The sequence below is a fragment of the Pseudohongiella sp. genome, assembly GCF_040877505.1.
Classification (GTDB): Bacteria; Pseudomonadota; Gammaproteobacteria; order Pseudomonadales; family Pseudohongiellaceae; genus Pseudohongiella.
In genome coordinates this window covers 91,264-112,813 of the sequence record NZ_JBBDNQ010000032.1, presented here as the reverse complement: position 1 = coordinate 112,813, position 21,550 = coordinate 91,264, and the positions used below count along the sequence as shown (strand labels likewise).

The 21,550-nt window shown below is 56.7% G+C and carries 19 protein-coding genes; 8 read left to right on the top strand and 11 right to left on the bottom strand.

Annotation, left to right across the window (positions count from 1 at the left end; translation table 11 throughout):
* Positions 1 to 4 precede the first annotated feature (4 nt).
* The 4 genes from WD071_RS11740 to efp form a co-directional block, all read right to left on the bottom strand.
* Complete coding sequence (locus WD071_RS11740; protein ID WP_368048571.1) at positions 5 to 379, bottom strand: VOC family protein; 375 nt, start codon at positions 377 to 379, stop codon at positions 5 to 7.
* A gap of 3 nt (positions 380 to 382) precedes the next feature.
* Complete coding sequence (locus WD071_RS11735) at positions 383 to 697, bottom strand: hypothetical protein (protein WP_368048570.1); 315 nt, start codon at positions 695 to 697, stop codon at positions 383 to 385.
* A 99-nt stretch (positions 698 to 796) separates the two neighbouring features.
* Positions 797 to 1,771, bottom strand: a complete 975-nt coding sequence (gene epmA, locus WD071_RS11730) for an EF-P lysine aminoacylase EpmA (protein WP_368048569.1) — start codon at positions 1,769 to 1,771, stop codon at positions 797 to 799.
* Between the two features lie 42 nt (positions 1,772 to 1,813).
* Positions 1,814 to 2,383 (bottom strand): elongation factor P, encoded by a 570-nt coding sequence (efp, locus tag WD071_RS11725; RefSeq protein WP_368048568.1) that lies wholly within the window; start codon positions 2,381 to 2,383, stop codon positions 1,814 to 1,816.
* 130 nt (positions 2,384 to 2,513) lie between these two features.
* Here efp and epmB point away from each other — a divergent pair, with 130 nt between their 5' ends.
* Together epmB and WD071_RS11715 are read left to right on the top strand one after the other, a co-directional pair.
* Positions 2,514 to 3,533 carry an EF-P beta-lysylation protein EpmB gene (gene epmB / locus WD071_RS11720; protein WP_368048567.1) on the top strand — a complete coding sequence of 340 codons (1,020 nt, stop codon included), beginning with the start codon at positions 2,514 to 2,516 and terminating at the stop codon, positions 3,531 to 3,533.
* A 98-nt stretch (positions 3,534 to 3,631) separates the two neighbouring features.
* Positions 3,632 to 5,686, top strand: coding sequence for an EAL domain-containing protein (locus WD071_RS11715; RefSeq protein WP_368048566.1), 2,055 nt, complete (start codon positions 3,632 to 3,634; stop codon positions 5,684 to 5,686).
* A gap of 56 nt (positions 5,687 to 5,742) precedes the next feature.
* On the opposite strand, the gene parC is transcribed toward WD071_RS11715, so the two are convergent.
* Entirely contained in the window at positions 5,743 to 7,995 is a 2,253-nt protein-coding gene (parC, locus tag WD071_RS11710; RefSeq protein ID WP_368048565.1) for a DNA topoisomerase IV subunit A, read from the bottom strand.
* Positions 7,996 to 8,192: 197 nt separating this feature from the next.
* On the opposite strand from parC, the gene WD071_RS11705 reads away from it, so the two are divergent.
* From WD071_RS11705 to WD071_RS11690, 4 genes are all read left to right on the top strand, one after another.
* Positions 8,193 to 9,344, top strand: coding sequence for a PA0069 family radical SAM protein (locus tag WD071_RS11705; RefSeq protein WP_368048564.1), 1,152 nt, complete (start codon positions 8,193 to 8,195; stop codon positions 9,342 to 9,344).
* A 29-nt stretch (positions 9,345 to 9,373) separates the two neighbouring features.
* On the top strand, positions 9,374 to 10,135 hold the full coding sequence (locus tag WD071_RS11700; RefSeq protein WP_368048563.1) for an exodeoxyribonuclease III: 762 nt from the start codon (positions 9,374 to 9,376) through the stop codon (positions 10,133 to 10,135).
* A gap of 14 nt (positions 10,136 to 10,149) precedes the next feature.
* Positions 10,150 to 11,373: an NAD(P)/FAD-dependent oxidoreductase gene (locus tag WD071_RS11695; protein WP_368048562.1), complete on the top strand. Its 1,224-nt coding sequence runs from the start codon at positions 10,150 to 10,152 to the stop codon at positions 11,371 to 11,373.
* A gap of 65 nt (positions 11,374 to 11,438) precedes the next feature.
* The gene (locus WD071_RS11690) at positions 11,439 to 12,005 is read left to right on the top strand and encodes a DUF1415 domain-containing protein (protein ID WP_368048561.1); all 567 of its coding nucleotides are present in this window, start codon (positions 11,439 to 11,441) and stop codon (positions 12,003 to 12,005) included.
* Here WD071_RS11690 and WD071_RS11685 read toward each other — a convergent pair.
* From WD071_RS11685 to WD071_RS11670, 4 genes are all read right to left on the bottom strand, one after another.
* Positions 11,987 to 12,565, bottom strand: a complete 579-nt coding sequence (locus tag WD071_RS11685; protein WP_368048560.1) for a DUF488 family protein — start codon at positions 12,563 to 12,565, stop codon at positions 11,987 to 11,989. The genes WD071_RS11690 and WD071_RS11685 overlap by 19 nt on opposite strands.
* A 57-nt stretch (positions 12,566 to 12,622) precedes the next feature.
* Positions 12,623 to 12,991, bottom strand: coding sequence for a DUF1622 domain-containing protein (locus tag WD071_RS11680; protein WP_368048559.1), 369 nt, complete (start codon positions 12,989 to 12,991; stop codon positions 12,623 to 12,625).
* Positions 12,992 to 13,116: 125 nt separating this feature from the next.
* On the bottom strand, positions 13,117 to 13,887 hold the full coding sequence (locus tag WD071_RS11675) for a glutathione S-transferase family protein (RefSeq protein WP_368048558.1): 771 nt from the start codon (positions 13,885 to 13,887) through the stop codon (positions 13,117 to 13,119).
* Positions 13,888 to 14,068: 181 nt separating this feature from the next.
* The gene (locus WD071_RS11670; protein WP_368048557.1) at positions 14,069 to 14,803 is read right to left on the bottom strand and encodes an SDR family oxidoreductase; all 735 of its coding nucleotides are present in this window, start codon (positions 14,801 to 14,803) and stop codon (positions 14,069 to 14,071) included.
* Between the two features lie 201 nt (positions 14,804 to 15,004).
* Between WD071_RS11670 and WD071_RS11665 the strand changes: the two genes are divergently transcribed.
* The gene (locus WD071_RS11665; protein WP_368048556.1) at positions 15,005 to 15,901 is read left to right on the top strand and encodes an AraC family transcriptional regulator; all 897 of its coding nucleotides are present in this window, start codon (positions 15,005 to 15,007) and stop codon (positions 15,899 to 15,901) included.
* A gap of 61 nt (positions 15,902 to 15,962) precedes the next feature.
* Here the strand turns inward: WD071_RS11665 and WD071_RS11660 are convergent, their stop codons facing one another.
* Together WD071_RS11660 and WD071_RS11655 are read right to left on the bottom strand one after the other, a co-directional pair.
* Complete coding sequence (locus WD071_RS11660) at positions 15,963 to 18,209, bottom strand: DUF5916 domain-containing protein (protein ID WP_368048555.1); 2,247 nt, start codon at positions 18,207 to 18,209, stop codon at positions 15,963 to 15,965.
* Between the two features lie 360 nt (positions 18,210 to 18,569).
* Entirely contained in the window at positions 18,570 to 19,739 is a 1,170-nt protein-coding gene (locus WD071_RS11655; RefSeq protein ID WP_368048554.1) for a fumarylacetoacetate hydrolase family protein, read from the bottom strand.
* Positions 19,740 to 19,990: 251 nt separating this feature from the next.
* Here WD071_RS11655 and WD071_RS11650 point away from each other — a divergent pair, with 251 nt between their 5' ends.
* The gene (locus WD071_RS11650) at positions 19,991 to 21,538 is read left to right on the top strand and encodes a DUF222 domain-containing protein (protein WP_368048553.1); all 1,548 of its coding nucleotides are present in this window, start codon (positions 19,991 to 19,993) and stop codon (positions 21,536 to 21,538) included.
* Positions 21,539 to 21,550: the final 12 nt, after the last annotated feature.

The following is a 21,550-nucleotide window of genomic DNA, read 5'->3' as shown; positions in this document are numbered from 1 at the left end:
GGCCTTACTTGGTCAGGCAGAACACGGCCAGTTTGTTGCCATCCAGGTCGCGGAAATAACCGGCGTAGAAACCATCGTCGCCGCGCGGACCGGCAGCGCCTTCGTCCTTTGCATTAAGCGCCAGTGCTTTTTTATACACACGGTCCACAGTCTCCGGGCTGTCAGCAGCCAGCGCCACCATAACACCATTGCCCACGGTCGCGGCGTTGCCATCATATGGCTTGATGACGGATATCATGGGCTGCCCCGGCTTATTGCCCCAGGCAATAAAATTGTCCATTTCCATGAACCGCTTGCCGCCCAGTTCCGCCAGCAAGGCATCGTAAAATGCTGCCGCACGCGGAATGTCGTTGCTCCCTACGCTTACATATCCAATCATGATTTAACCCCGAGTCTGTTGTTTTAGAGACAAACCGCAATGCGCGCAATCGCGCCGGAACGGATTGAGAAAGTACTTTTTCACAAAAAACTGTTCATGGCAATCAGGGCAGCGACGTACCGACATGTTGATACCAAAGCCGGCATACAACGCCATATAGGCCAGCATTAACCAGGTAATATCCTGGCCTTGCCCGACCAGGCGCCCGACGGCGTAGACATAAACAGGAAAGGTCAGAAAACAGACCATCAAGCGGTTTTTCGATGTGCGGATTTTACGCAGGGCTTCGCTGTAAGCATCCTCGGAAGGGGCCGTCATAATGCATGCTCTTGACTGTGAATTATGGCTGCTACCCTACCATGAAGCGGCATTGCATGCATCGCCGGTTCATGTACTGCCGGTTCATGTACTGTCAGCTCACGCATTATCAGCAACAAAACTGATCACCTCGCGGATATGTCCGGCACCGGCCGCCAGCATCACCAGACGGTCGAAGCCCAGCGCGACACCGGCGCTGGGTGGCAGGCCATGAGCCAGTGCCGCCAGCAAGCGGGTGTCCGCCGCACGTACCGGTAATCCTGCGCGCTGTCGCTGCCGGTTATCCGCGTCAAAACGGCGCGATTGCTCAGTGTTGTCGGTCAGCTCAAGATAACCGTTGGCCAGCTCCATGCCGCCGACAAACAGTTCGAAGCGGCGGGCCACAGCACCCCCTTCATCATCCTGAGTGACCTGGGCCAATGCTGCCTGGCTGGCAGGGAATTCAGTGACAAAAACCGGTTCTCTCAACCGGGGCTCAATTGCCAACGACATTAACAGATGCAGCGTATCATCACGGCTCAAGGCCATCTCACCCACATCTGTATATTGTTCAACGCAGGCAAGCAGCTCTTTGTCACTGGCGAATAAAAGGTCCAGCGCCAGCGTTCGACGGAACAATTCGCGATAGGGAATCCGGGGGATTGTAGCCTGCCCTGCGAACACGTCCGATGGCAGGCAGGCTCTGGTCAGGGCTTCCACCTCATCCATCAGGCGGTGATCATCAAACCCCGGACGGTACCATTCCAGCATGGTGAACTCCGGGTTGTGGCGCTGACCGGTTTCATCCTGACGAAACGTTTTGCACAGTTGATAGATGGGCCCGCTGCCCGCCGCCAACAGACGCTTCATGGCAAATTCAGGCGAGGTGTGCAGAAAGCGCAGGTCTCCCGGCGTCAGCTCCAGCGCCAGTGCTTCCAGGTGGGGATCCGTGCCGGTCGCCTGGCACAAAAGCGGGGTCTCAACTTCGAGCACGTCGCGGTCGGTAAAAAACTGCCTGACTTGCGCCAGCATGCCGGCACGCAGACGCAGATTCGCCAGTGAGGCATCGGGCCTCCATTGTATGTCATCGGCCATACTCGATTCCTGCCTGGCGCTAGCCTGCCTGCATGCGTAACTCTACCTGACCCGGTTCTGATACTCACCCGTGCGCGTATCAACGCGCAGCACATCCCCGATATTAACGAACAGTGGCACCTTGACCACTGCGCCCGAGGCCAGCGTTGCGGGCTTGCTGCCGCCCTGCGCAGTATCACCTTTCAGGCCCGGATCGGTCTCCACCACCTCGATCTCAACAAAATTCGGTGGCGTCACGCTGATCGGGCTACCGTTGTAGAGCGTGACCACATACACGTCCTCTTCTTTCAGCCAGTTCAGGGCATCAGCAACGGCAGCCTTGTCGGCGGGAAACTGCTCAAAACTGCCGTCGGTTTTCATGAAATGCCAGAACTCGGCATCGCTGTACAGGTATGACATGTCGGTTTCCATGACATCGGCCGCTTCCAGCGATTCACCGGATTTGAAGGTGCGTTCCCAGACCCGGCCATTGAGCAGATTACGCAACTTGACGCGGTTGAAGGCCTGGCCCTTGCCGGGTTTGACAAACTCGTTGTCCAGAATGCTACAGGGATCGCCATCCAGTAACACTTTCAGGCCCGGTTTGAATTCGTTAGTGGAAAATGTTGCCATTGTGCCCTCTCAATTTAATGCCTGTTTGTTTATTGCCTTGGTAATGCCATGCCGCGGGTTTAACATGGCCGCCATGATATATGCCTGTATTAATTTTCAGGATTAACCCCGAAGCGAAGATGTGTTTACGATGTTGTCTCCAGTACTGACTCAGCGCCAACCCGATGACAGCGCTCAGCGCTGGCAGCAGGAGCTGTCAAACCTGATCACAGACCCGACGGAGTTGCTGCAACTGCTGGGCCTGAACCCGGATGACTTTGACATACCTGCCGATGTATTGCAGGCCTTTCCGCTCAAAGTGCCCCGGCCCTTTGTCGCCAGAATGCAGCATGGCAATGCCCGCGATCCGCTGTTGATGCAGGTGCTGCCTTCAGTCCGGGAAGGCGATGATACCCCCGGTTACGGCTTCGATCCACTTTCGGAGGCCGATTTTAACCCTCAACCCGGGGTACTGCACAAATACCAGGGCCGCGTGCTGGTGCTGGCGGCTCCGCACTGCGCCGTGCATTGCCGGTATTGTTTCCGGCGCCACTTCCCCTATCAGGACAAGGTGCCCGGTCGTCAGGTCTGGGAGCAGAGCCTGAACTGGCTCGCCGGGCAGCCTCAGATCAGCGAAGTCATCTACAGCGGCGGCGATCCGCTGGCAGCCAGCGACAAACACCTGGCCTGGCTGACAAATCGTATTTCAGAAATTCCGCATATCGGCCGATTACGTATACATACCCGGACACCGGTGCTGGTGCCCGCGCGCGTGGACAACAATTTGCTGGGCTGGCTTGGTGGCAGCCGATTGCAGAAGGTCATGGTCATTCACTGCAATCATGCCAACGAAATTGATGCTGACGTCATTGCTGCCATGGGCAAATTACGCGATGCCGGTGTGACCCTGCTGAACCAGAGCGTCCTGCTGAAGGGCGTCAATGAGTCAACGCAGGCCCTGGCCGACCTCAGTGAGGCGCTGTTTGCCGCCGGGGTATTGCCGTACTATCTGCATGCACTGGACAAGGTGCAGGGGGTGGCGCATTTTGATATTGATGAGGGGCGCGCCAGAACACTGATAAATGAGCTGAAACAACGGCTTCCGGGTTATCTTGTGCCCCGGCTGGTGAGGGAAATACCCGGCGAAGCGTCTAAAACCGGACTACTATAATCAGAGCTCCATGAATCAGAGCTCCATGAATCAGACAGACAGGAACCAGACAAACAGAAACCGGACAAGCAGAAAGCCAGGAACATATGGATATAACCGTGACACACCAGATACTGGTCAATCATTGCCCGTCAGGCAAAGCCGATAAAGTCATTGGCCTGTTGCGCCGTGCCGGTCTGAACATTCGCACGCGTGAATTCGAGGGCAACCATTTGCCTGACGACGTTCCCGGCTGCGATACGCATGACCTGATTCTGTTATTTGCCGACGTACCAGGCCAGGCCAATGAGGCCCTGCTGAGACAATTACAGACATCCCGCCGCGACATCCCCTGCCTGCTGATCTGCCGCGCGCCTGCACGTTGGCTGCCCATGCTGAATCTGGGCGCAGCAGGCCTTATCAAGGAGTCGCTACTGGACTCGGCCGCCGGGCAGGTCGAATTTGTATATCGCGTCAAGCGCGAGTTGGAACAACTGAAACTGCGCCGCGAATCCAGACGTGCAGCCAGCAGTCTGCGTGAGTTGCACCAGCGTTTACAGGTGTTCATGGACCACACGTCCGACGCCATCGCCTGCCTGCAGGATGGCCTGCATCAATACGCCAATCAGGGCTGGTTAAGCTTTTTTGGCGTCCCATCACAAAACGCGCTGCATACCTTGCCGTTTCTCGACCTGGTGGCAGACGAAGATGTCGAGCGGGTACGAGAGTTTTTGCGGCATCGCGTTGACGCCGGCCAACAGCGTTGCGAGTTTACCGCGCTGCGCCGTGACGGTACTGAGGTGCGGGCAGTGCTGGACAGCTCGGTTATCAGCATCAACGGTGAAAACAGCCTGCAGCTTCTGATTCAGCCCGCCAAGGGCAATACCGTCCACGGCAACAGCATCCGCGACGCCCAGAGCAAAGACATGCAAAGCGGGCTGCTGAACGAATCCGGCATTGGCCGCATGTTGAACCAGGCGATCAGCAGCGCTGTGTATCAGGGCCGCCACAGCGCCGTTATCATGCTCAGCGCCGCACAGTTCGCTGAGATTGCCGTGGTGCTGGGCAAAACTGACATGCACTTGCTGCTCGGCGAAATCGCCGGCATGCTGTCCGCCACATGTCCCGCCCAGTCGATGCTGGGGCGTCTCGACGCCGGTGACTTTATTGTGCTGTTGCCGGATGCCGACACCGAGAGCTGCCAGCAATTGATTGTCAAACTGGAAAGCATACAGGAAGCGATGTCAGCACTCGCGCCGTCGGGTACGCGCCTGCACTTCACTATCGGCGCCGCCATGATCACCGATGAAGCACCGGATGCCGATACCCTGCTGATCCGTGCCCGTCAGCACCAGACACTCAGACAGCATCAGCATGCCGGTGCTTCCGCCGCCGGCGAAAGCGGCGCCACGCTGGAACTGTTGCGGCAATCGCTGCACGATGAATCATTAGTGCTGGTATACCAGCCGACTGTCAGCCTGAAAGCAGATGCCTCCGAGCATTATGAAGTCAGAATAAGACTGCCGTTGGCAGACCGCATCATATATCCGGGCGAATTCCTGGACGCCGCCAATCAGCATGGCTACGGTGAACGCATCGATCGTTATGTTATCAGTCACGCACTGGGCGCCATCGCTCACCACGGCAATGCTCAGCTGCGGCTCACCATCAACCTGACACCTAATTCACTGCTGAGCCAGACCCTGCTGGCCTGGTTGACTCAGGAGCTGCGGCGGCAGCAACAGAGTCCACGGCGGCTCATTTTCCAGATCAGTGAGATGGATATTCTCAGCGCGCCTGACGAGGCCCGCCGTTTTTGTCTGCAGATACGGGATCTCGGGTTTGAACTGGCATTGACGCACTTTGGCTGCAGCCTGGACCCCTTCCGCATCCTGAGTCAGGTGCAGGCTGACTACGTCAAGCTGGACCGATCACTGCTGCAGCACATCGATCTGGACGCCGATCAGCGCGAACGCCTGCATGACGTGGTGAGCACGCTGCATGCCCAGGGTGTCAGGGTCATTGCACCGATGGTAGAAGATATCGAGGTATTGCCCCTGCTGTGGCAGAGCAATGTCAACTTTGTGCAGGGCAATTGTTTGCAGCAACCCGATCAGAGCATGGAGTTCGGACTGTTCCATGAAGAAGAGATCACCCTGGAATCAGTGGGCTGATCTCTTCTTCGGCCTCTTTATTCGGCCACTTTATTCGACCTTTCTATTCGGTCTCTCTATTCAGCCAATTCTACCCGGTCAACATTCTGGAAGCCGCGCGGCAGTTTGTTGCCCCGGCGCCCACGTTCACCATGGTAATGCGCCAGGTCTCCCGCTTTGAGCGTCAAGTGCCTGCGACCGGCATAAACTGTCACGGCGCCATCGGCCGGCAACACCGTCATTGACACCACAAACTCGAGCCGGTCTGCGACCCGGCCCGACGGAATACCAATGATCTTGTTGCCCTTGCCGCGCGCCAGCACCGGCAGCTCGGCAACCGGGAAGCACAACATCCGGCCTTCGTTACTCACCGCCACCAGCAGATCCGACTCCGGGTTCTGAATCAGGCCTGGTGGCAATACTCGTGCGCCTTTAGGCAAGGTCAGCACGGACTTGCCGGCCTTGTTCTTGCCTTGCAGATCACCGACCGTTGCCACAAAACCGTAACCAGCGTCACTGGCCATCAGAATGGGCTGCTTGTCATCTGCAAGCAGAACCCCTTCGAACGAAGCGCCCGATGGCGGCGCCAGGCGTCCCGTCAATGGCTCACCCTGGCCTCGCGCTGATGGTAATGTATGCGTCGGCAGGCTGTATGCCCGCCCGGTGGAATCCAGAAACACCGCCGACTGATTGCTCTTGCCTTTGGCGGCAAACTTGAATCCATCACCGGACTTGTACTGTAAACTTTCCGGGTCAACCTCATGGCCTTTGGCCGAGCGCACCCAGCCGCTTTTTGACACCACCACGGTAACCGGTTCTGATGAAATCAGTTCGATTTCACTGAACGCCTGCGCCTCCGAACGCTGTACCAACGGTGAGCGCCTGTCGTCACCGTATTGTTCTGCATCGGCGGTCAATTCTTTTTTGATCAGGGTTTTTAATTTACGCTCGGAACCCAGCAAACCTTCCAGCATTTCACGTTCTTTCGCCAGCTCATCCTGCTCACCCCGGATTTTCATTTCTTCCAGCTTGGCCAGATGACGCAGTTTCAATTCCAGAATCGATTCCGCCTGCACATCATCCAGACCAAACCGCTCCATCAGCACCGGCTTGGGTTTGTCCTCGGTACGGATGATATGGATGACCTCATCGATATTGAGAAAGGCCACCAGCAGGCCTTCCAGAATATGCAGACGATCCATCACTTTCTGCAGCCGGTATTGCAGACGTCGACGTACCGTTTCCGTCCTGAACGCCAGCCACTCCACCAGCAATTCCCGCAGATTCTTGACCTGCGGACGGCCATTGGTGCCAATCATGTTGAAGTTGACGCGGTAGGACTTCTCCAGATCCGTGGTGGCGAACAGATGCAGCATCAGTTCATCCACATCAATGCGGTTGGAGCGCGGCACAATGACAATACGCGTCGGATTTTCATGGTCAGACTCGTCGCGCAGATCCACTACCATAGGCAGCTTCTTTTTCTGCATCTGCGCGGCAATCTGCTCCAGTACTTTGGCGCCGGACACCTGGTATGGCAATGCGGTGATGACAAAATCGCCGTCTTCCACCTTGTACACCGCGCGCGCCTTCAGCGAACCGCGGCCGGTTTCATACAGCGTGCGCAGATCCGCCTGCGGCGTGATGACTTCAGCCTCAGTCGGGAAATCCGGCCCCTTGACATGCAACATCAGGTCCGCCAGCGTGGCCTTGGGCGAATCCAGCAGATGAATGCAGGCACTGACCACCTCCCGCATATTATGCGGCGGAATATCCGTGGCCATGCCCACCGCAATACCACTGCCACCGTTCAGCAGCACATTGGGCACCCGCGCCGGCAACATGACAGGCTCATCCATGGTGCCGTCAAAATTGGGTTTCCACTCAACCGTACCCTGACCCAGTTCGGCCAGCAGCAACTCGGCGTACTTCTGCAGCTTGGATTCGGTATAACGCATGGCGGCAAAAGACTTGGGATCGTCCGGTGAACCCCAGTTGCCCTGCCCGTCCACCAGCGGATAACGGTAGCTGAAAGGCTGCGCCATCAGCACCATGGCCTCGTAACAGGCCGAATCGCCGTGCGGGTGAAATTTACCAATGACATCACCGATGGTACGCGCTGACTTCTTGAATTTGGACGAGGCCTTCAAGCCCAGCTCTGACATGGCGTACACGATGCGGCGCTGCACCGGTTTCAGGCCATCACCAATATGCGGCAATGCGCGGTCATTGATGACGTACATGGAATAGTTCAGATAGGCCTGACGGGTATAACTGCTCAGCGCGATCTGTTCAGTGCCGTCGGCGTTGATGGTGATGTTCATGGTCATAAGCGGAAATACGTCGTAAGGATTAATGAGTTTTGATGGGCGTTTATAGCATATCCGGGGCGGGTTGCTGTAGTAACGGTTGGATCCAGTGTCAATTTGTTGCGCCCTTGCTCTCTACTGCCTGGCCCTGCTGCTTGACCCTGCATGGACTGACAACTATATTACTGTATATCCATACAGTTAATCAAAGGCGCATTGTGTCTATTCCCTCCAACTCGAACCCCGGCGAATCAACTCAAAGCCCCGCCGTCATCGCGATCAAAGGCCGCGGCGCCCTGTCCAATCTGCAGGGGCGTTTCGAGCACCAGTTGCGCGAGGATTTTCACGATGGCTGGGACATTGCAGAAGAAGAGACGAACGCGCCGCAGACGAATATCACCGAAGAAATAGCCCGCAGCATCCTGACCCGCAACCAGTCACCCGACATTCCGTTTAACGTATCACTGAATCCGTATCGCGGCTGTGAACACGGTTGTGTCTACTGTTTCGCCCGACCCACCCACAGTTATCTGGAACTGTCGCCGGGACTGGATTTTGAGACCCGACTGCTCGCCAAGGTCAACGCTGCCGATCTCCTGCGACGTGAGCTGGCCAGCCCGTCGTGGCGCCCGGAAGGTATCGCCCTGGGTGTCAATACGGATGCGTATCAGCCTTGCGAACGCAAACTGCGCATCACCCGTCAGGTGCTGGAAGTATTGCAGGAATGCGGCCAGCCAGTAGGATTGATCACCAAGTCGGCGCTGATCGAGCGTGACATCGATATCCTCGCGGCGATGGCGGAAAAACAACAGGTGGCTGTGACCATAACAATTACGTCACTGGACCATGAGTTATCGCGCAAACTGGAACCCCGGGCTGCGTCGCCCACACGGCGCCTTAAAACCGTGGCCCGGCTGGCAGCAGCGGGCATACCCGTTGGCGTGAACGTGGCACCCATTATTCCATTTATCACCGACCAGGATTTTGAACAGGTGCTACACGCGGCTGCAGATGCCGGCGCCAGCACGGCCGGTTACATTGTGCTGCGACTGCCCTGGGAGGTCAGCCCGCTGTTTCAGCAATGGCTGCACACACATTTCCCGGATCGCACTGAACGGGTGATGGGGCGGCTGCGCGATATGCGAGGAGGCAAGGACTACGACGCCAGTTATGGTACCCGCATGCGCGGCGAAGGTATCTGGGCGGAACTGATCCGGCAGCGCTACGAAATCGCCATGCGCAACTGTGGGCTGGCCAGTCGTCGGCAGGATTTTGCGGAACTAGACTGCAGTGGTTTTACACGCCCCGGGTACATTCCAGCCGCGTCAGCCAAAACCGATGGTTCGCCGCAACAACTGGATATGTTCTAATACACCCCAACTACAAAGGAAATAAACTCATGCGACTGATCTCCTGGAACGTGAACGGCATCCGTGCCGCAGTAAAAAAAGACTTCCTGATTTCGCTGGCGCAGATGCAGCCCGATGTACTGTGCATTCAGGAGACAAAAGCACAGGACGAACAGGTGCTGACGGCTCTGGGTGAAGAACACGGCTACGACGTGGTGCCACACTCCGCGGTACGTCCCGGTTATTCAGGCACCGCTGTCTTTAGCCGCGAGAAACCATTATCAGTCGATTTTGGTCTGGATATTGAGCAGCACGACCAGGAAGGCCGTGTAATCACAGCGGAGTTTGAGGCGTTTTTCCTGGTCACGGTCTACACACCAAACTCGGGCAGCGAGCTGAAACGCCTGGAGTATCGTGAGCAGTGGGATCGCGATTTTCTGAAACACGTCAAGGTACTGGAACAAAAAAAGCCCGTCATCATCTGTGGTGATCTCAACGTATGCCATCAACCCATCGACATCGCCCGACCTGATGCCAATTACAACAAAAGTGCCGGGTATACCCAGATAGAAATCGATGGCATAAGCAATCTCTTAAAAGCCGGCTACATTGACAGCTTCCGCCACCTGCATCCGGACACGGTAAAATACAGCTGGTGGAGCATGCGCGGTGGCGCCCGCGCCCGGAATGTGGGCTGGCGCCTGGATTATTTTCTGGTGTCGGAAAAACTGGCAGGACGCATTCAGGATGCAAAGATACTCAATGAGGTATACGGCTCGGATCACTGCCCGGTAGTGCTGGAACTCGACTGATACCGGACCCGCCCATGACAACGGAAACCCCAACAGACAGAGAATTCGACGTCGTGATCATCGGCGCCGGTGCCGCCGGACTGATGTGCGCGGCGGTGGCGGGTGCGCGCGGTCGACGGGTGCTGGTGCTGGACAGTGCCAACAAAGTGGGCAAGAAGATCCTCATGTCGGGTGGCGGGCGCTGTAACTTCACCAATATGCACTCGACGCCTGACAATTTTATTTCCGCCAATCCCCATTTCGCGAAATCGGCACTAAGCCGTTATACCCCCTGGGACTTTATTGCGCTGGTGGAAAAGCACGGGGTGCCCTACCACGAAAAGAAGCTGGGTCAATTGTTCTGCGACCGATCATCCAGCGACATCGTCCGCATGCTGCTGGACGAGTGCGAAGCGGTGGGTGTTCAGGTGCTCACCCAATCGCCCGCAAGTAATATCCGGCTGGGTTCTTCAAACTCGGCCCATTCGCCACGCTCCGCCCATCGCCTGCAAACACCGAAGTTCTCGGTCAGCTGCGAATCGCTGGTGATTGCCAGCGGTGGTTATTCGATTCCCACCCTTGGAGCGACCGGGTTTGGTTTTGATTTTGCCCGCTCACTCGATATTCCAGTGTTGGCCACGCGCGCTGGCCTGGTGCCGATCACTCTGGATGCAAAGCAGCTCAAGAATTTCCAGGACCTCTCGGGCGTGTCCGTGGACACGGTAACCGCCGCCAAAGGAGCGACTTTCCGCGAGAATATTCTGTTTACCCACAAGGGACTGAGTGGGCCTGCCATTTTGCAGGCCTCCTCCTACTGGCATCCCGGCGAGGCACTGGATATCGATCTGTTTCCAGACCTGGATCTGACGGAACACATTTATACAATGCAGCGGCAACGCCCCAAGCTGGAGCTGAAGAACCTGCTCGGTGAGCAGCTCACCAAACGGGTGGCCCAGCGCTGGTGTGATCTCTGGCTGGAGAACAAACCACTGGAGCAGCTAACAGCGGACGATATTCAGCGCGTACAGTCGGCCTGTAAACCCTGGAAAGTCTGGCCTGCAGGCACCGAGGGATACCGGACCGCCGAAGTGACGCTGGGTGGCGTGGACACCAACGCCCTGTCCTCAAAAACCATGGAAGCACGCAATCATCCCGGACTGTACTTCATTGGCGAAGTGGTGGATGTGACGGGACACCTGGGTGGCCATAATTTCCAATGGGCCTGGGCGTCGGGCCACGCCGCGGGTGAGGTTGCCTGACGACAGACACCGGGCGCACCCGACATACTTATCACTGGACGAAAACTAATTAGAGAAACATGGCTATGAACAAAAACACCGATAAAAAAAACGCCGACATCGAAGCCCAGATGCGAGAGTGGATTGCCCGCTTCGTGGTGGGCATGAATCTGTGCCCCTTTGCCCGCCAGCCGGTTGAAGGGGGGCAGGTAAAAATCGTGGTCAGTGATGCACGCAATGATGAGGCACTGCTGGAAGAGTTACAGAGGCAACTTCTGTGGCTCGACGCACAACCGCCGACGGCAACGGAAACCACGTTGATTGTGATCACAGAGATGCTGGGTGATTTTCTCGACTACAACGATTTTCTGGATCTGGCCGATGCCCTGCTGGACAACCTTGGCTGGAGTGGTCGATTTCAGTTCGCCAGCTTCCACCCCGACTATCAATTTGCCGGCACCGAACCCTACGACGCGGAGAATTATACCAACCGCGCGCCCTGGCCAACCCTGCAGCTGTTGCGCGAAGACAGCCTGGAGGCGGTCCTCGCCAACTACCCGGACCCGGAACAGATCCCCGAGCGCAACATAGACGCCATGAACAAACTGGGATCAGCGGCGCTGGCGGATTTGCTTCAGGAATGCCGACGATAGGCACACGCCCGGCACTGCTGCTGATACGCCAGTTGCAGTGCCGCCGCCTCGCCCGCCAGCAGATCGGGCACGGTATCGGTGAGCGTCATCAAGCGCTGCTCCAGCGCCGACTGTGACTCCAGTGCGCCGTCATGGGTAATGTGTTGCAGCTCGCAGTCATAATGATGCATCAATGACCAACCAACTAACAAACTACGGTGACAGATCGCCGGATCTTTGCAGGCGCAGGTCATGGCAATACAAAAGCCTTTATCAACGCCATCAAACAGCCGCTGCACACCGGATTTGTATAACGGTGCCTGCATCAGACGGTCAAACTGCACCTGCTGACTGTTGTCATAATGCGCCGGATCCTTTGAGCGCGGACCCAGCTCATCACCCAGGTACACATAACGCAGCCCGGCCTGCTGCAGATGCTGCCTCAGCGCCTCTTGGTGGTAGTCAAAAAACACCTTGCTGTAGGGCACCGAACGGACATCAGCCACCACGGTAACGCCATGTTGCTGCAACTGCTCAATGTACGTGGCAATGGGTTTGGTGGCGTAACCGATGGTGAACATGGGTGAATCCTGACGGGGTGTACTATGCGTCAATGAGAATCAGTACATTAATGGGACTCAGTTCTCAGTGTCTCTGTGATCCTCACCGTGCCAGGGCCAGCGTCCCGTCAACTCCACTTCCAGCGCGAAGCTGAGAAAGGTGCGTATGAGCACAACAAGTGCCAACGTCAATACGCTTTCAAGGGTCAGCTCGATGGCAACGGTATGAATAATGTCCGCCGCCACCAGGAACTCCAGTCCCAGCAAAATGCCCCGCCCCAGCGTTTGCCGGATCTCGCGGAATATTAAATCGGCCTTGCCCTGTCGTAGCAACAGAACCGGGCCAACCATCAACGCGTAAATGGCAAATACGCCGATAATCAGGATGCCGACTATCTCGATGACAGCCACACCCCATTCTGCAACTGGCGCTACGAATTCAGGCACATTGCCTCCGGTATGATAGACCTGCTTATGACACTACCATACCCCTGACACCGCTTGCGGTCAAAACCAGGCGTAATCGGTTGACGATAGCTCCGATTGCCCTTGCCATGCGACCGCCACCGTCACTAATCGCGTGGCGGGCGGGCGCTGTCGGGCAGCGGCTCTGGCGGACTGGGCATGCCATCGGGCTTGGACACTTCAGCCATGCGCTGGTAAGCCGGGCGCGACTCAACCCGCTGCATCCACTCATTGATGTTGGGGAATCGGCTCTGGTCCACAACATTGATCAGGAAACTGTAGTTGATCGGGAAGTGCATCATGATGTCAGCCGCGGTAAATTCCGAACCACCAAAGTAGGGATGACGCCCCAGAAAATCCTCGGCAAACTGCATGGTGTCCTGGATATTGCGCAGTGGTGAACGCCGCTCGGGTGGTTGCAACTGCCACACACGATAGTCAATGCCCATGCGCGCGGCAAGCGAGCCTTCCGCGTAGTGCATCCAGATCTGATGATAGGGATAGTCCGGGCTGTGCACAGGCGGTTGCAGTCTGTCCGGCGCATGGCGATTCAGAATCACATCAATAATGGCACCTGACTCCACCAGAATCAGATCACCGTAAATCACCGTGGGTGCCACCGGCATGTCGGGGTTCGCCTCGCGAATCGCCATCAGCGATGCACCCAGGTTGCCGCGCACAAATTCCAGTTCATAGGGGAATCCCAGCTCTTCCATCAACCACACGATGCGTTCCGAGCGACGCGCCTCAAGATGGTAGATGGTGATGGGCGGCAACGGCACAACTTCCCGGCCGTCCGCTGTTGTGGTGTTTGCGGACTGCGCCGACGCCGTGCCGGCAAACAGTAAACCAATAAAAGCAATCGCAAGATAACGCATGTGTGTTCCCCTGTCAGATACCTGATTTGAAGCTGCGTCTCTGTCTGTGAGCGCGATCTTCAGCATGTATCGGAGTGTAGGAGAATGCCTCCTCCCTGTCACCAGCGTTCATCGCACTATCAAGGCAGCGTGTCCCAGGGGCCGGGTAACGACTACCCGGCGCCGACGACGCCTCGGCGGATCAGTGAGTCGCTGAGGTCGGCTGCACAATGATCTCATCGACGTTAACGTCCGCCGGCTGGTCAATGGCATACGCAATTGCACTGGCAATGGCTTCGGGTTTCAACGCGGTTTTACGGAAATCCTCCAGCCACTCCCGGGCGGCCCTGTCAGTTGTCGTGCGCGCCAGTTCACTCTCCACCACACCCGGGGATATCGTGGTGACCCGGATCCTGTTGTTTTCAAGTCGCAGCCCATTGGAGATCGCCAGTACCGCGTGCTTGGTGGCACAGTATACGGCGGCCGTGGGGAACACGGCGTGCGCGGCAATTGAGGCCGTATTCACCACATGACCTTGTCCACGCGCCTGCATCAGGGGAAGTACCGCAGCAATGCCATTCAGCACACCCCGGATATTGACGTCGATCATCGTGTCCCACTCATCAACCTTGAGCGCAGCCATTGGCGCCAACGGCATCAGGCCTGCGTTGTTAACAAGGACATCAACGCAACCAAACGCCTGTGTGACATCCGCTACCACTGCTTCGAAATTTTCACGCGAGGTTACGTCCAGAGCATATGCAGAGGCGCTGCCGCCCGCAGCAGTGATTTCATCCTTCAGTGCATCAAGCCTGTCCTTGCGCCGCGCACCAAGAATGACAGTGTGCCCGGCGCCGGCCAATGCTCTGGCGGTTGCTTCACCGATGCCGCTGCTGGCACCGGTAACCAGAATAACCTTTCTGTTTGTCGCTGACATAAACCTGCTCCCTTATTGTCACGTTGATTGCATTACACGGAGATATCCGATGCAGGCCATGGTAGTTGGGCAGGTCATTTTCCGGTATACATAAACGTCCGGGATGATTGCCTGATTCTCCAGGCAACAATACTTTTAGTAGCATCTCTCTTCCAAGAACCTATAATAAAAAACAGTACTGGCACCGGAGCGTGGAACAAGATGGCAGATGCAATCAAAAGCGAACTGGTGAGCCTGGCAAACCGGTTTACTGACACTGAGGGCGCCAATACCTCGGCCATACCCACGCTCTCGTTTTACCGGATCACCCAGCGCAACACCATGATGCCGGCGGTCTACGAACCCTCCCTGTGCATCATTGTGCAGGGACGCAAGGACGTCCTATTGGGCAAGGATGTGTACCGCTACGGCGCCATGGAGTTTCTTATCGCTACAGTCAACCTGCCCATTATCGGGACCGTCGTTGAAGCGTCAGAAGCCCGACCCTACCTTGTCGTCAAGGTGGATATCGATATCAAGCAGATTTACGATTTACTTGTCCATATGGAGACTTCAGCCGTAGCCAGCAAACGCTCGGATCGGGGTCTGTTTATTGGAAAAGTGGATGCTGCCATGGCGGAAAGTGTGTGTCGTCTGGTAAAACTTCTGGACACGCCTGACGATATTCCCATCCTCGCCGAGCCCATGTTGCGCGAGATTCACTACCGCATATTACGCAGCGATTATGGCTCAGCAATTGCCCAGATCTTTCTCAAAGGCAGTCCCATGCAGCGTATTTCTGTGGCAATAAATAAGCTACGCAGTGACTACCACCTGCCCGTGACCGTGGATGAACTGGCCAGGCTTGCGGACATGAGCACGTCATCCTTCCACGCACATTTTAAATCCGTGACCAGCATGAGCCCGCTGCAGTTCCAGAAATCCATCAGGCTAGTGGAAGCTCGCAGCCTGATGGCCTTCGCCCACATGGATGCGGCCAGCACCGCCTACCGCGTCGGTTACGAAAGTGCGTCGCAGTTCAGCCGGGAGTATACCCGCATGTTCGGCAACCCGCCGGGGCGCGATATCAACCGGTTGCGGCCATCATCACCCTTGTGACTAACTTCTAAAGCTTGCGTCCCAGCTTGCGCTTGGCATGCAGGAGTGCCCGCGCGTTCACTTAAAACCGGAAGGTGTAGTTCACCTTCAACGCACCGCCCCTCGACAGTGTCGTAAACCGGCTGTCGCGCAGCGGCCCATCGTCATATAACCAGTTGTTGCTCCAGACCAGGAAGACGTCATTGCCCGGCTGTATGATCCAGCGCAGACGCGCATAAACACCCACCACCTCCGACAGGTCATCATACTGCACGTTGCCGGTGATGGCGGTCCAGGGGCTCAGGTTCCAGGCCCAGGTCAGGCGCAGCAGGTTGGTGTCAAAATCGCCCTGCGGCAGAGTCACCTCGTTGCGCTGATAGTTGGCTGACAGTGAGACGCCAATGCGCGGGCGGATGGTACCGGACAGTTCAATACTGTCGCGGTGCCCGCCCCAGAAACCGGCGTGTTCGAACTCCAGCTCACCGGACAGCATCCGGCGGCCGGTGGTCTCGACGCGGGCGGACCATCTGTCAGAATAATAATCACCGGGCAGAATACGGATGGCCTCATCACCACTGCCATAAATGGTAAATACGCTGTCGAGACGTTCAAAGTTGCGTCCGACTTCAACAGACACCTCGTCCCCGCTTTCAAAGTTTATCTGCAACGGGGTGATATCGATATTGCGTGTCAGCAGCCGATTGTCCAGATCCGTCAGGTGTTCATAATAAATCTGGTGTTCAGTCTGACGGATGGATTCCCAACCCTGCGGCCGGGGCGCAAACGTCAGCGTGGGCTGATGGCGCCGGAAACCGCGGCGGTCGGCAAACCCAACGGCCGGATCCCACTCCTCGCCAAATTCCCGGTGCGATGAATGCAGTCGAATCAGATCGTTCGGGAACGACCAGCGCACGCCGCGAGAGCGTCGGCTGGATGAGGTCAGGTCACCGCCCTCGACCGGGTCGGTGTGGTACGCCAGGAAACCTTCAAACTGGGCGTTGTACTGACCCAGAAACTGCGAGGTGTAGAAGTCGAAATCGGCACCCACGGTGTGGCGGTCAGCCAGCATCTCATCACCGGTAATGCCGTCCGAGGCACGTCGGGTATAGATCAACCCGACGTGTGATTGCTGGAACAGGCGGCGTTTCGCCCGTGCCACGGTAAAGTCCTCAGCGGCCCAGGGGCGCGCCGTACCGTCGCGGTTTTCCAGCGTGATATCGTCAGTACGCACCTGATAAAGACCCACTTCGTAGTCACCCACCTGGCCGCCCAGACGTGCGCCGAAGCTGATCGGCACTTCCTGGCCTTCCACAAGACCAATCCGGCGACTGAAGAACGGATCAGCCCAGTTGAATGAGAACACACCGGAGCCTTCCAGAAAGAACTCACGCTGTTCAGGGAAACGCAGTGGGAAACGGGTGAGATTGACCTGGCGGTTATCAACTTCCACTTCAGCAAAATCCGTGTTCAGCGTCAGCGCACCGCGCAGCGATGGCGTCAGTGAATAGGTGATATCAATGCCGACTTTGGCATCTTCGCCACTGTTGGCACCTGCTGCCGGACCCCGGTTCGAGGACGCATTAACAAAGGGTTTGAGTTCAATGCCCCGGCCCTGGCTGAGGCCGCTCAGGCCCAGCAACCGCCCGGTATACACAGGGCGGAACAATCCTTCGGTGCGCCGCCAGCCATTCCACAGAATCTCTTCGTTATAGCGCCGGATGGTGCGCTGGAAATTGATCCCCCAGGCCTCCAGCGACGGGTCGAAATTCAGCGTTGCAAACGGTATACGCACTTCCACAGACCAGCCGTCAGCCTGGATGGCGGTCCTGATATTCCAGAGGCCATTCCAGCGCTTGTTGAAACCGCCACCGCCTTCGATCAGACCGTCACCCAGCAGGCCGGCCGGGTTGGTCTCGAAGAAGTACCCGGTGCGATTGTCATCGAAGGTGCTGATGATCCACATAAAGCGGTCATCGGTACCCAGCCCGGCATCACGTTGCAGCTGGTAGGCCAGGATGCCGTCAGGATCAGAATCGTACATCATCGCACCGATGTACAAAGCCTCGTCGTCATACAGAATGCGGATTGCCGTCGGCTCGCTGGGCACGCCGCCTTCGACGGGCTCCTGCTGGCGGAATTCCGTGATGGGTTGCGCCAGCGCCCAGACTTCCTCGTCCAGAAAGCCGTCAAGTTGCACATCCATGTCGGCCGGCATCCGGCTTGCCAACACCGCAGGCCGGGTGTCGCTACTGGCAGCACCGGTCTGCGCATGGCTGGATGATGACAGCAGTGCAACGGCCAACAGCAAAGACAGAAAAAACAGGTACATCCCGTTACCAGGAACACACCAGTTCAGGAGGCCGGATCGCTTTCCGCACAACGTCCGCCAGGGCTCGTCTTCATTCTGCATTGTTGTGTCCTCACAAGGCCGTGCCTGCCCAGCAGGCTGTAAAACTATCTGCGTTGCCATTGCTTCGTTAAAAACAGCCTCTAAATGCTCATTTACTCCGTGTAAACTGCGCTTTCTCGCCTGTTTTTGCCTCGCACTGGCTGCCTCGAAAACGTTTTTCAATACCCTGCCAGGGTAAAAACGTTGAATATTAAGGTTTTTCTCCTGACAAAAAAAGCCCCGGCGACAGGCGCCAGGGCTTCGGTTTTTAACCTTTGCGGCATCGATCTCCGTGCGTTATCAGTCCCGATACGTGCTGGTTGGCGGCAACTGCGCCCCGGACAGATCATCCGGCACACTCTGCTCACGTACAACGCGGTGCGTCAGCGTCCCGATCCCCTCAATACTCGCACTGATGGTTTCGCCATCGATCAGATAACCGGAACCCGTCGCACGCTCAACCCGGCCTGAACCGGTACCGCCGGAGGTGCCGCTCTGCAGCACATCGCCAGGGAACAATGTGATCAGTGAAGACGCATACTCGATCAGTTCCGGAATGTTGTGGATCATGTCGCCGGCCCTGGCTTCCTGGACGGTAACGCCATCAACCACTGTGATCTGATGCAGCCGATCCATGGGGTCGCCGTAGAACTCCTTCGGCACAATCCAGGGGCCATGCGGAGCAAAGGTGTCGTGACCCTTGCCTACAAACCAGTCCAGACCGGAGCTGAAGCCGCCCGGTGGACGCCCGCCCCGGTCAGAGATATCCATCGCCACCATGTAACCAAAGACGTGGTCATAGGCGCGAGCGGCGGAGATATACTTACCTGAACGACCAAAAACAATGGCCATCTCGACCTCGTATTCAATCTCGTCACGGCCATAAGGCATGATCACGTTTTCGCCGTCACCGATAACTGCGCCACGGGTCGGTTTCAGGAACAGGTAGGGGACGCCGCGGTTTTCCCGGCGCTCACGGGTGCGCTCGGCCAGTTGTTCTTCGGTGCAGCCTTCGCAGGCGTGGGTGTAGAAGTTGACCGCCGCGTTCATGATCTTACTGGGGTACTGGATCGGCGCACGGATATCCACATCCTCAACGGCGTGGATGTAGTCAGGATGGTCGTTGCCATTTAACAGGCCAGATTGGACCAACGCATTAACGATTTCGTAGACCCGGTACTTCAATCCGTATTCATAGCGTTCGATCAGCCCCAGCACATCACCGGGCATGTCGACGCCAGGGTACTCAGGCATCAGCTCCAGCGCCTTGTTGGCTTCGACCAGATCCACAATCAGGGAATCATCACGCATCACCAACCCGGCAAACTGCTCATTGCCCACAGCAAAGGTGCCGACCTTGAACGGTTCCGCAGGTTGAATATTCGGCTGGGCCAGCACACTGGCCGGTATGGCAAGCAGCGACAGCATCGCCACGATTGCCAGGGTAAACAGGGATCTTCTTTTTTTCATTATCCTACTCCCTAAAAGCACGTCATTGTTGTTCTAACTTGGGAGATCAACGTTACCCCTATTCAGTGATCCTGTCCAATGGCCATAAGGCAAACCATGGTCAACACGACAACAAAAGCCAACACCAAAGCTGACGCCGCAGAGTGCTGCCAGGCCACAATAAAACATGGAAATAGCATAGATAGAACAGTCAGATAGCGCTATAATACTGTACATCCATACAGCTTTAATTCATGGCCCGGAGTGTCAATATGAACGCCACCACCCTTAACCAACACTGCCCCCAAACTGGCATCGACATCCCCGTCGACATTCCTTCCGACATTCCATCCAACAACGACGAACTGGTCGTTGCCATCACCACCCTGGCCGGTCATATCAACGCCGCCCAGCATCGCTTTTTGAAACTGCTGGCCGCACTTGTTGAACGCAACGCCTGGGGCGATGGCGGCGGCATCAAGTCGCCGGCGCACTGGCTCAATTATTATTGCGGCATTGATCTGGGCGCCGCCCGGGAGAAAGTACGCGTCGCAAAGTGTCTGGCAGAGTTGCCGCAAATTGATGCCGCCTTCGCCAGCGGCGCCATCAGTTACTCCAAGGTACGCGCCATGACCCGCAGCGCCACGCCGCAAAACGAAGCTTACCTGCTGAACATTGCCCGTCACGGTACCGCGCAACATATGGAAATGCTGGTGCGCAAATATCAGCGATCACAACGGCTGATGCAGAACCAGGGAAAGAATACCGATGGGGATACAGCCGCTGCCCAGTTTGCCGGTCGGGAGCTGCACTGGCACTACGACGACGATGGCATGCTTGTGATACGCGGCCGGTTGACGCCGGAAGATGGTGCGATGTTTATCAAGGCGTTGGACGGCGCGTTTGCGCAGCTGCAACCATCGGATGAAGAAAATGACTTAGAAAGCGACTTTGAAAGAGACCTTGAAAGAGACATTGAGAGCGGTCCGAAAAACGTTTCAGCGGAAACGTTTTCTGCCCACCAGGCACCGGTATCAGAACAAGACGTTTCCGCGGAAACGCCAGCGGATTCGCTAGCGTCAGAAGCAGATACCTTTCCCCAGAAACGTGCTGATGCACTGATGCTGTTGGCAGAACAAAGCTTTCTGAACAGCGCGAGCGACCTGACGCCACTGTCACCGCCACAGCGCCATCAGCTGGTAATCCATATTGAAAAGGATTCACTCAACCAGGGCGCCGCTCACCACTGCAGCATCGAACAGGGCCCTTTCCTGTCCCCCGCCATCGCCCGCCGACTGGCCTGTGATACAGGGCTACTGACGGTGCTGGAAGACAAAGAAGGCAATGTGCTCAATGTCGGCCGCAAGACGCGCAGTATCTCACCAGCGATGCGGCGCGCACTCACCCGCCGCGATTGTGGCTGTCGCTTTCCAGGCTGCACCGAAACACGATTTGTTGACGCGCACCACATCCATCACTGGTGCGATGGCGGCGAGACCCGCCTGGAGAACCTGGTGCTCTTGTGCCGACGTCATCATCGATTGGTGCATGAACAGAATTTTGAACTGATCAATCATGGCTCAGGCAACATTGAGTTTCGTCGGCCGGGTCAACAGGTATTGCCGCAGGCGCTGTTTCCTCAATTTGGCAAACAGTTCAGTGAACTGTTTAGTGACCAGGCGCCCGATGCCGAGCGTCTGGCGATTGAACGCCAGCATCAACACATGGGCCTGGATATCAATGAGTTCACTGCCATCACCCGGTGGCAAGGGGAGCAAATGGATTATTCCATGGCGGTGGCGGGAATGCAGAATCTCTGAGGACTTCCTGAA

Excerpts from the sequence above, each read along its gene's own strand:
- epmA (WP_368048569.1), bottom strand. The coding sequence starts at position 1,771 with ATGGCCGATGACATACAATGGAGGCCCGATGCCTCACTGGCGAATCTG.
- WD071_RS11690 (WP_368048561.1), top strand. The coding sequence starts at position 11,439 with ATGAACAAAAACACCGATAAAAAAAACGCCGACATCGAAGCCCAGATG.
- WD071_RS11660 (WP_368048555.1), bottom strand. The coding sequence starts at position 18,209 with ATGTACCTGTTTTTTCTGTCTTTGCTGTTGGCCGTTGCACTGCTGTCA.
- WD071_RS11670 (WP_368048557.1), bottom strand. The coding sequence starts at position 14,803 with ATGTCAGCGACAAACAGAAAGGTTATTCTGGTTACCGGTGCCAGCAGC.
- WD071_RS11665 (WP_368048556.1), top strand. The coding sequence starts at position 15,005 with ATGGCAGATGCAATCAAAAGCGAACTGGTGAGCCTGGCAAACCGGTTT.
- WD071_RS11675 (WP_368048558.1), bottom strand. The coding sequence starts at position 13,887 with ATGCGTTATCTTGCGATTGCTTTTATTGGTTTACTGTTTGCCGGCACG.
- WD071_RS11650 (WP_368048553.1), top strand. The coding sequence starts at position 19,991 with ATGAACGCCACCACCCTTAACCAACACTGCCCCCAAACTGGCATCGAC.
- WD071_RS11740 (WP_368048571.1), bottom strand. The coding sequence starts at position 379 with ATGATTGGATATGTAAGCGTAGGGAGCAACGACATTCCGCGTGCGGCA.
- WD071_RS11700 (WP_368048563.1), top strand. The coding sequence starts at position 9,374 with ATGCGACTGATCTCCTGGAACGTGAACGGCATCCGTGCCGCAGTAAAA.
- WD071_RS11735 (WP_368048570.1), bottom strand. The coding sequence starts at position 697 with ATGACGGCCCCTTCCGAGGATGCTTACAGCGAAGCCCTGCGTAAAATC.
- epmB (WP_368048567.1), top strand. The coding sequence starts at position 2,514 with ATGTTGTCTCCAGTACTGACTCAGCGCCAACCCGATGACAGCGCTCAG.
- parC (WP_368048565.1), bottom strand. The coding sequence starts at position 7,995 with ATGACCATGAACATCACCATCAACGCCGACGGCACTGAACAGATCGCG.
- efp (WP_368048568.1), bottom strand. The coding sequence starts at position 2,383 with ATGGCAACATTTTCCACTAACGAATTCAAACCGGGCCTGAAAGTGTTA.
- WD071_RS11685 (WP_368048560.1), bottom strand. The coding sequence starts at position 12,565 with ATGTTCACCATCGGTTACGCCACCAAACCCATTGCCACGTACATTGAG.
- WD071_RS11655 (WP_368048554.1), bottom strand. The coding sequence starts at position 19,739 with ATGAAAAAAAGAAGATCCCTGTTTACCCTGGCAATCGTGGCGATGCTG.
- WD071_RS11695 (WP_368048562.1), top strand. The coding sequence starts at position 10,150 with ATGACAACGGAAACCCCAACAGACAGAGAATTCGACGTCGTGATCATC.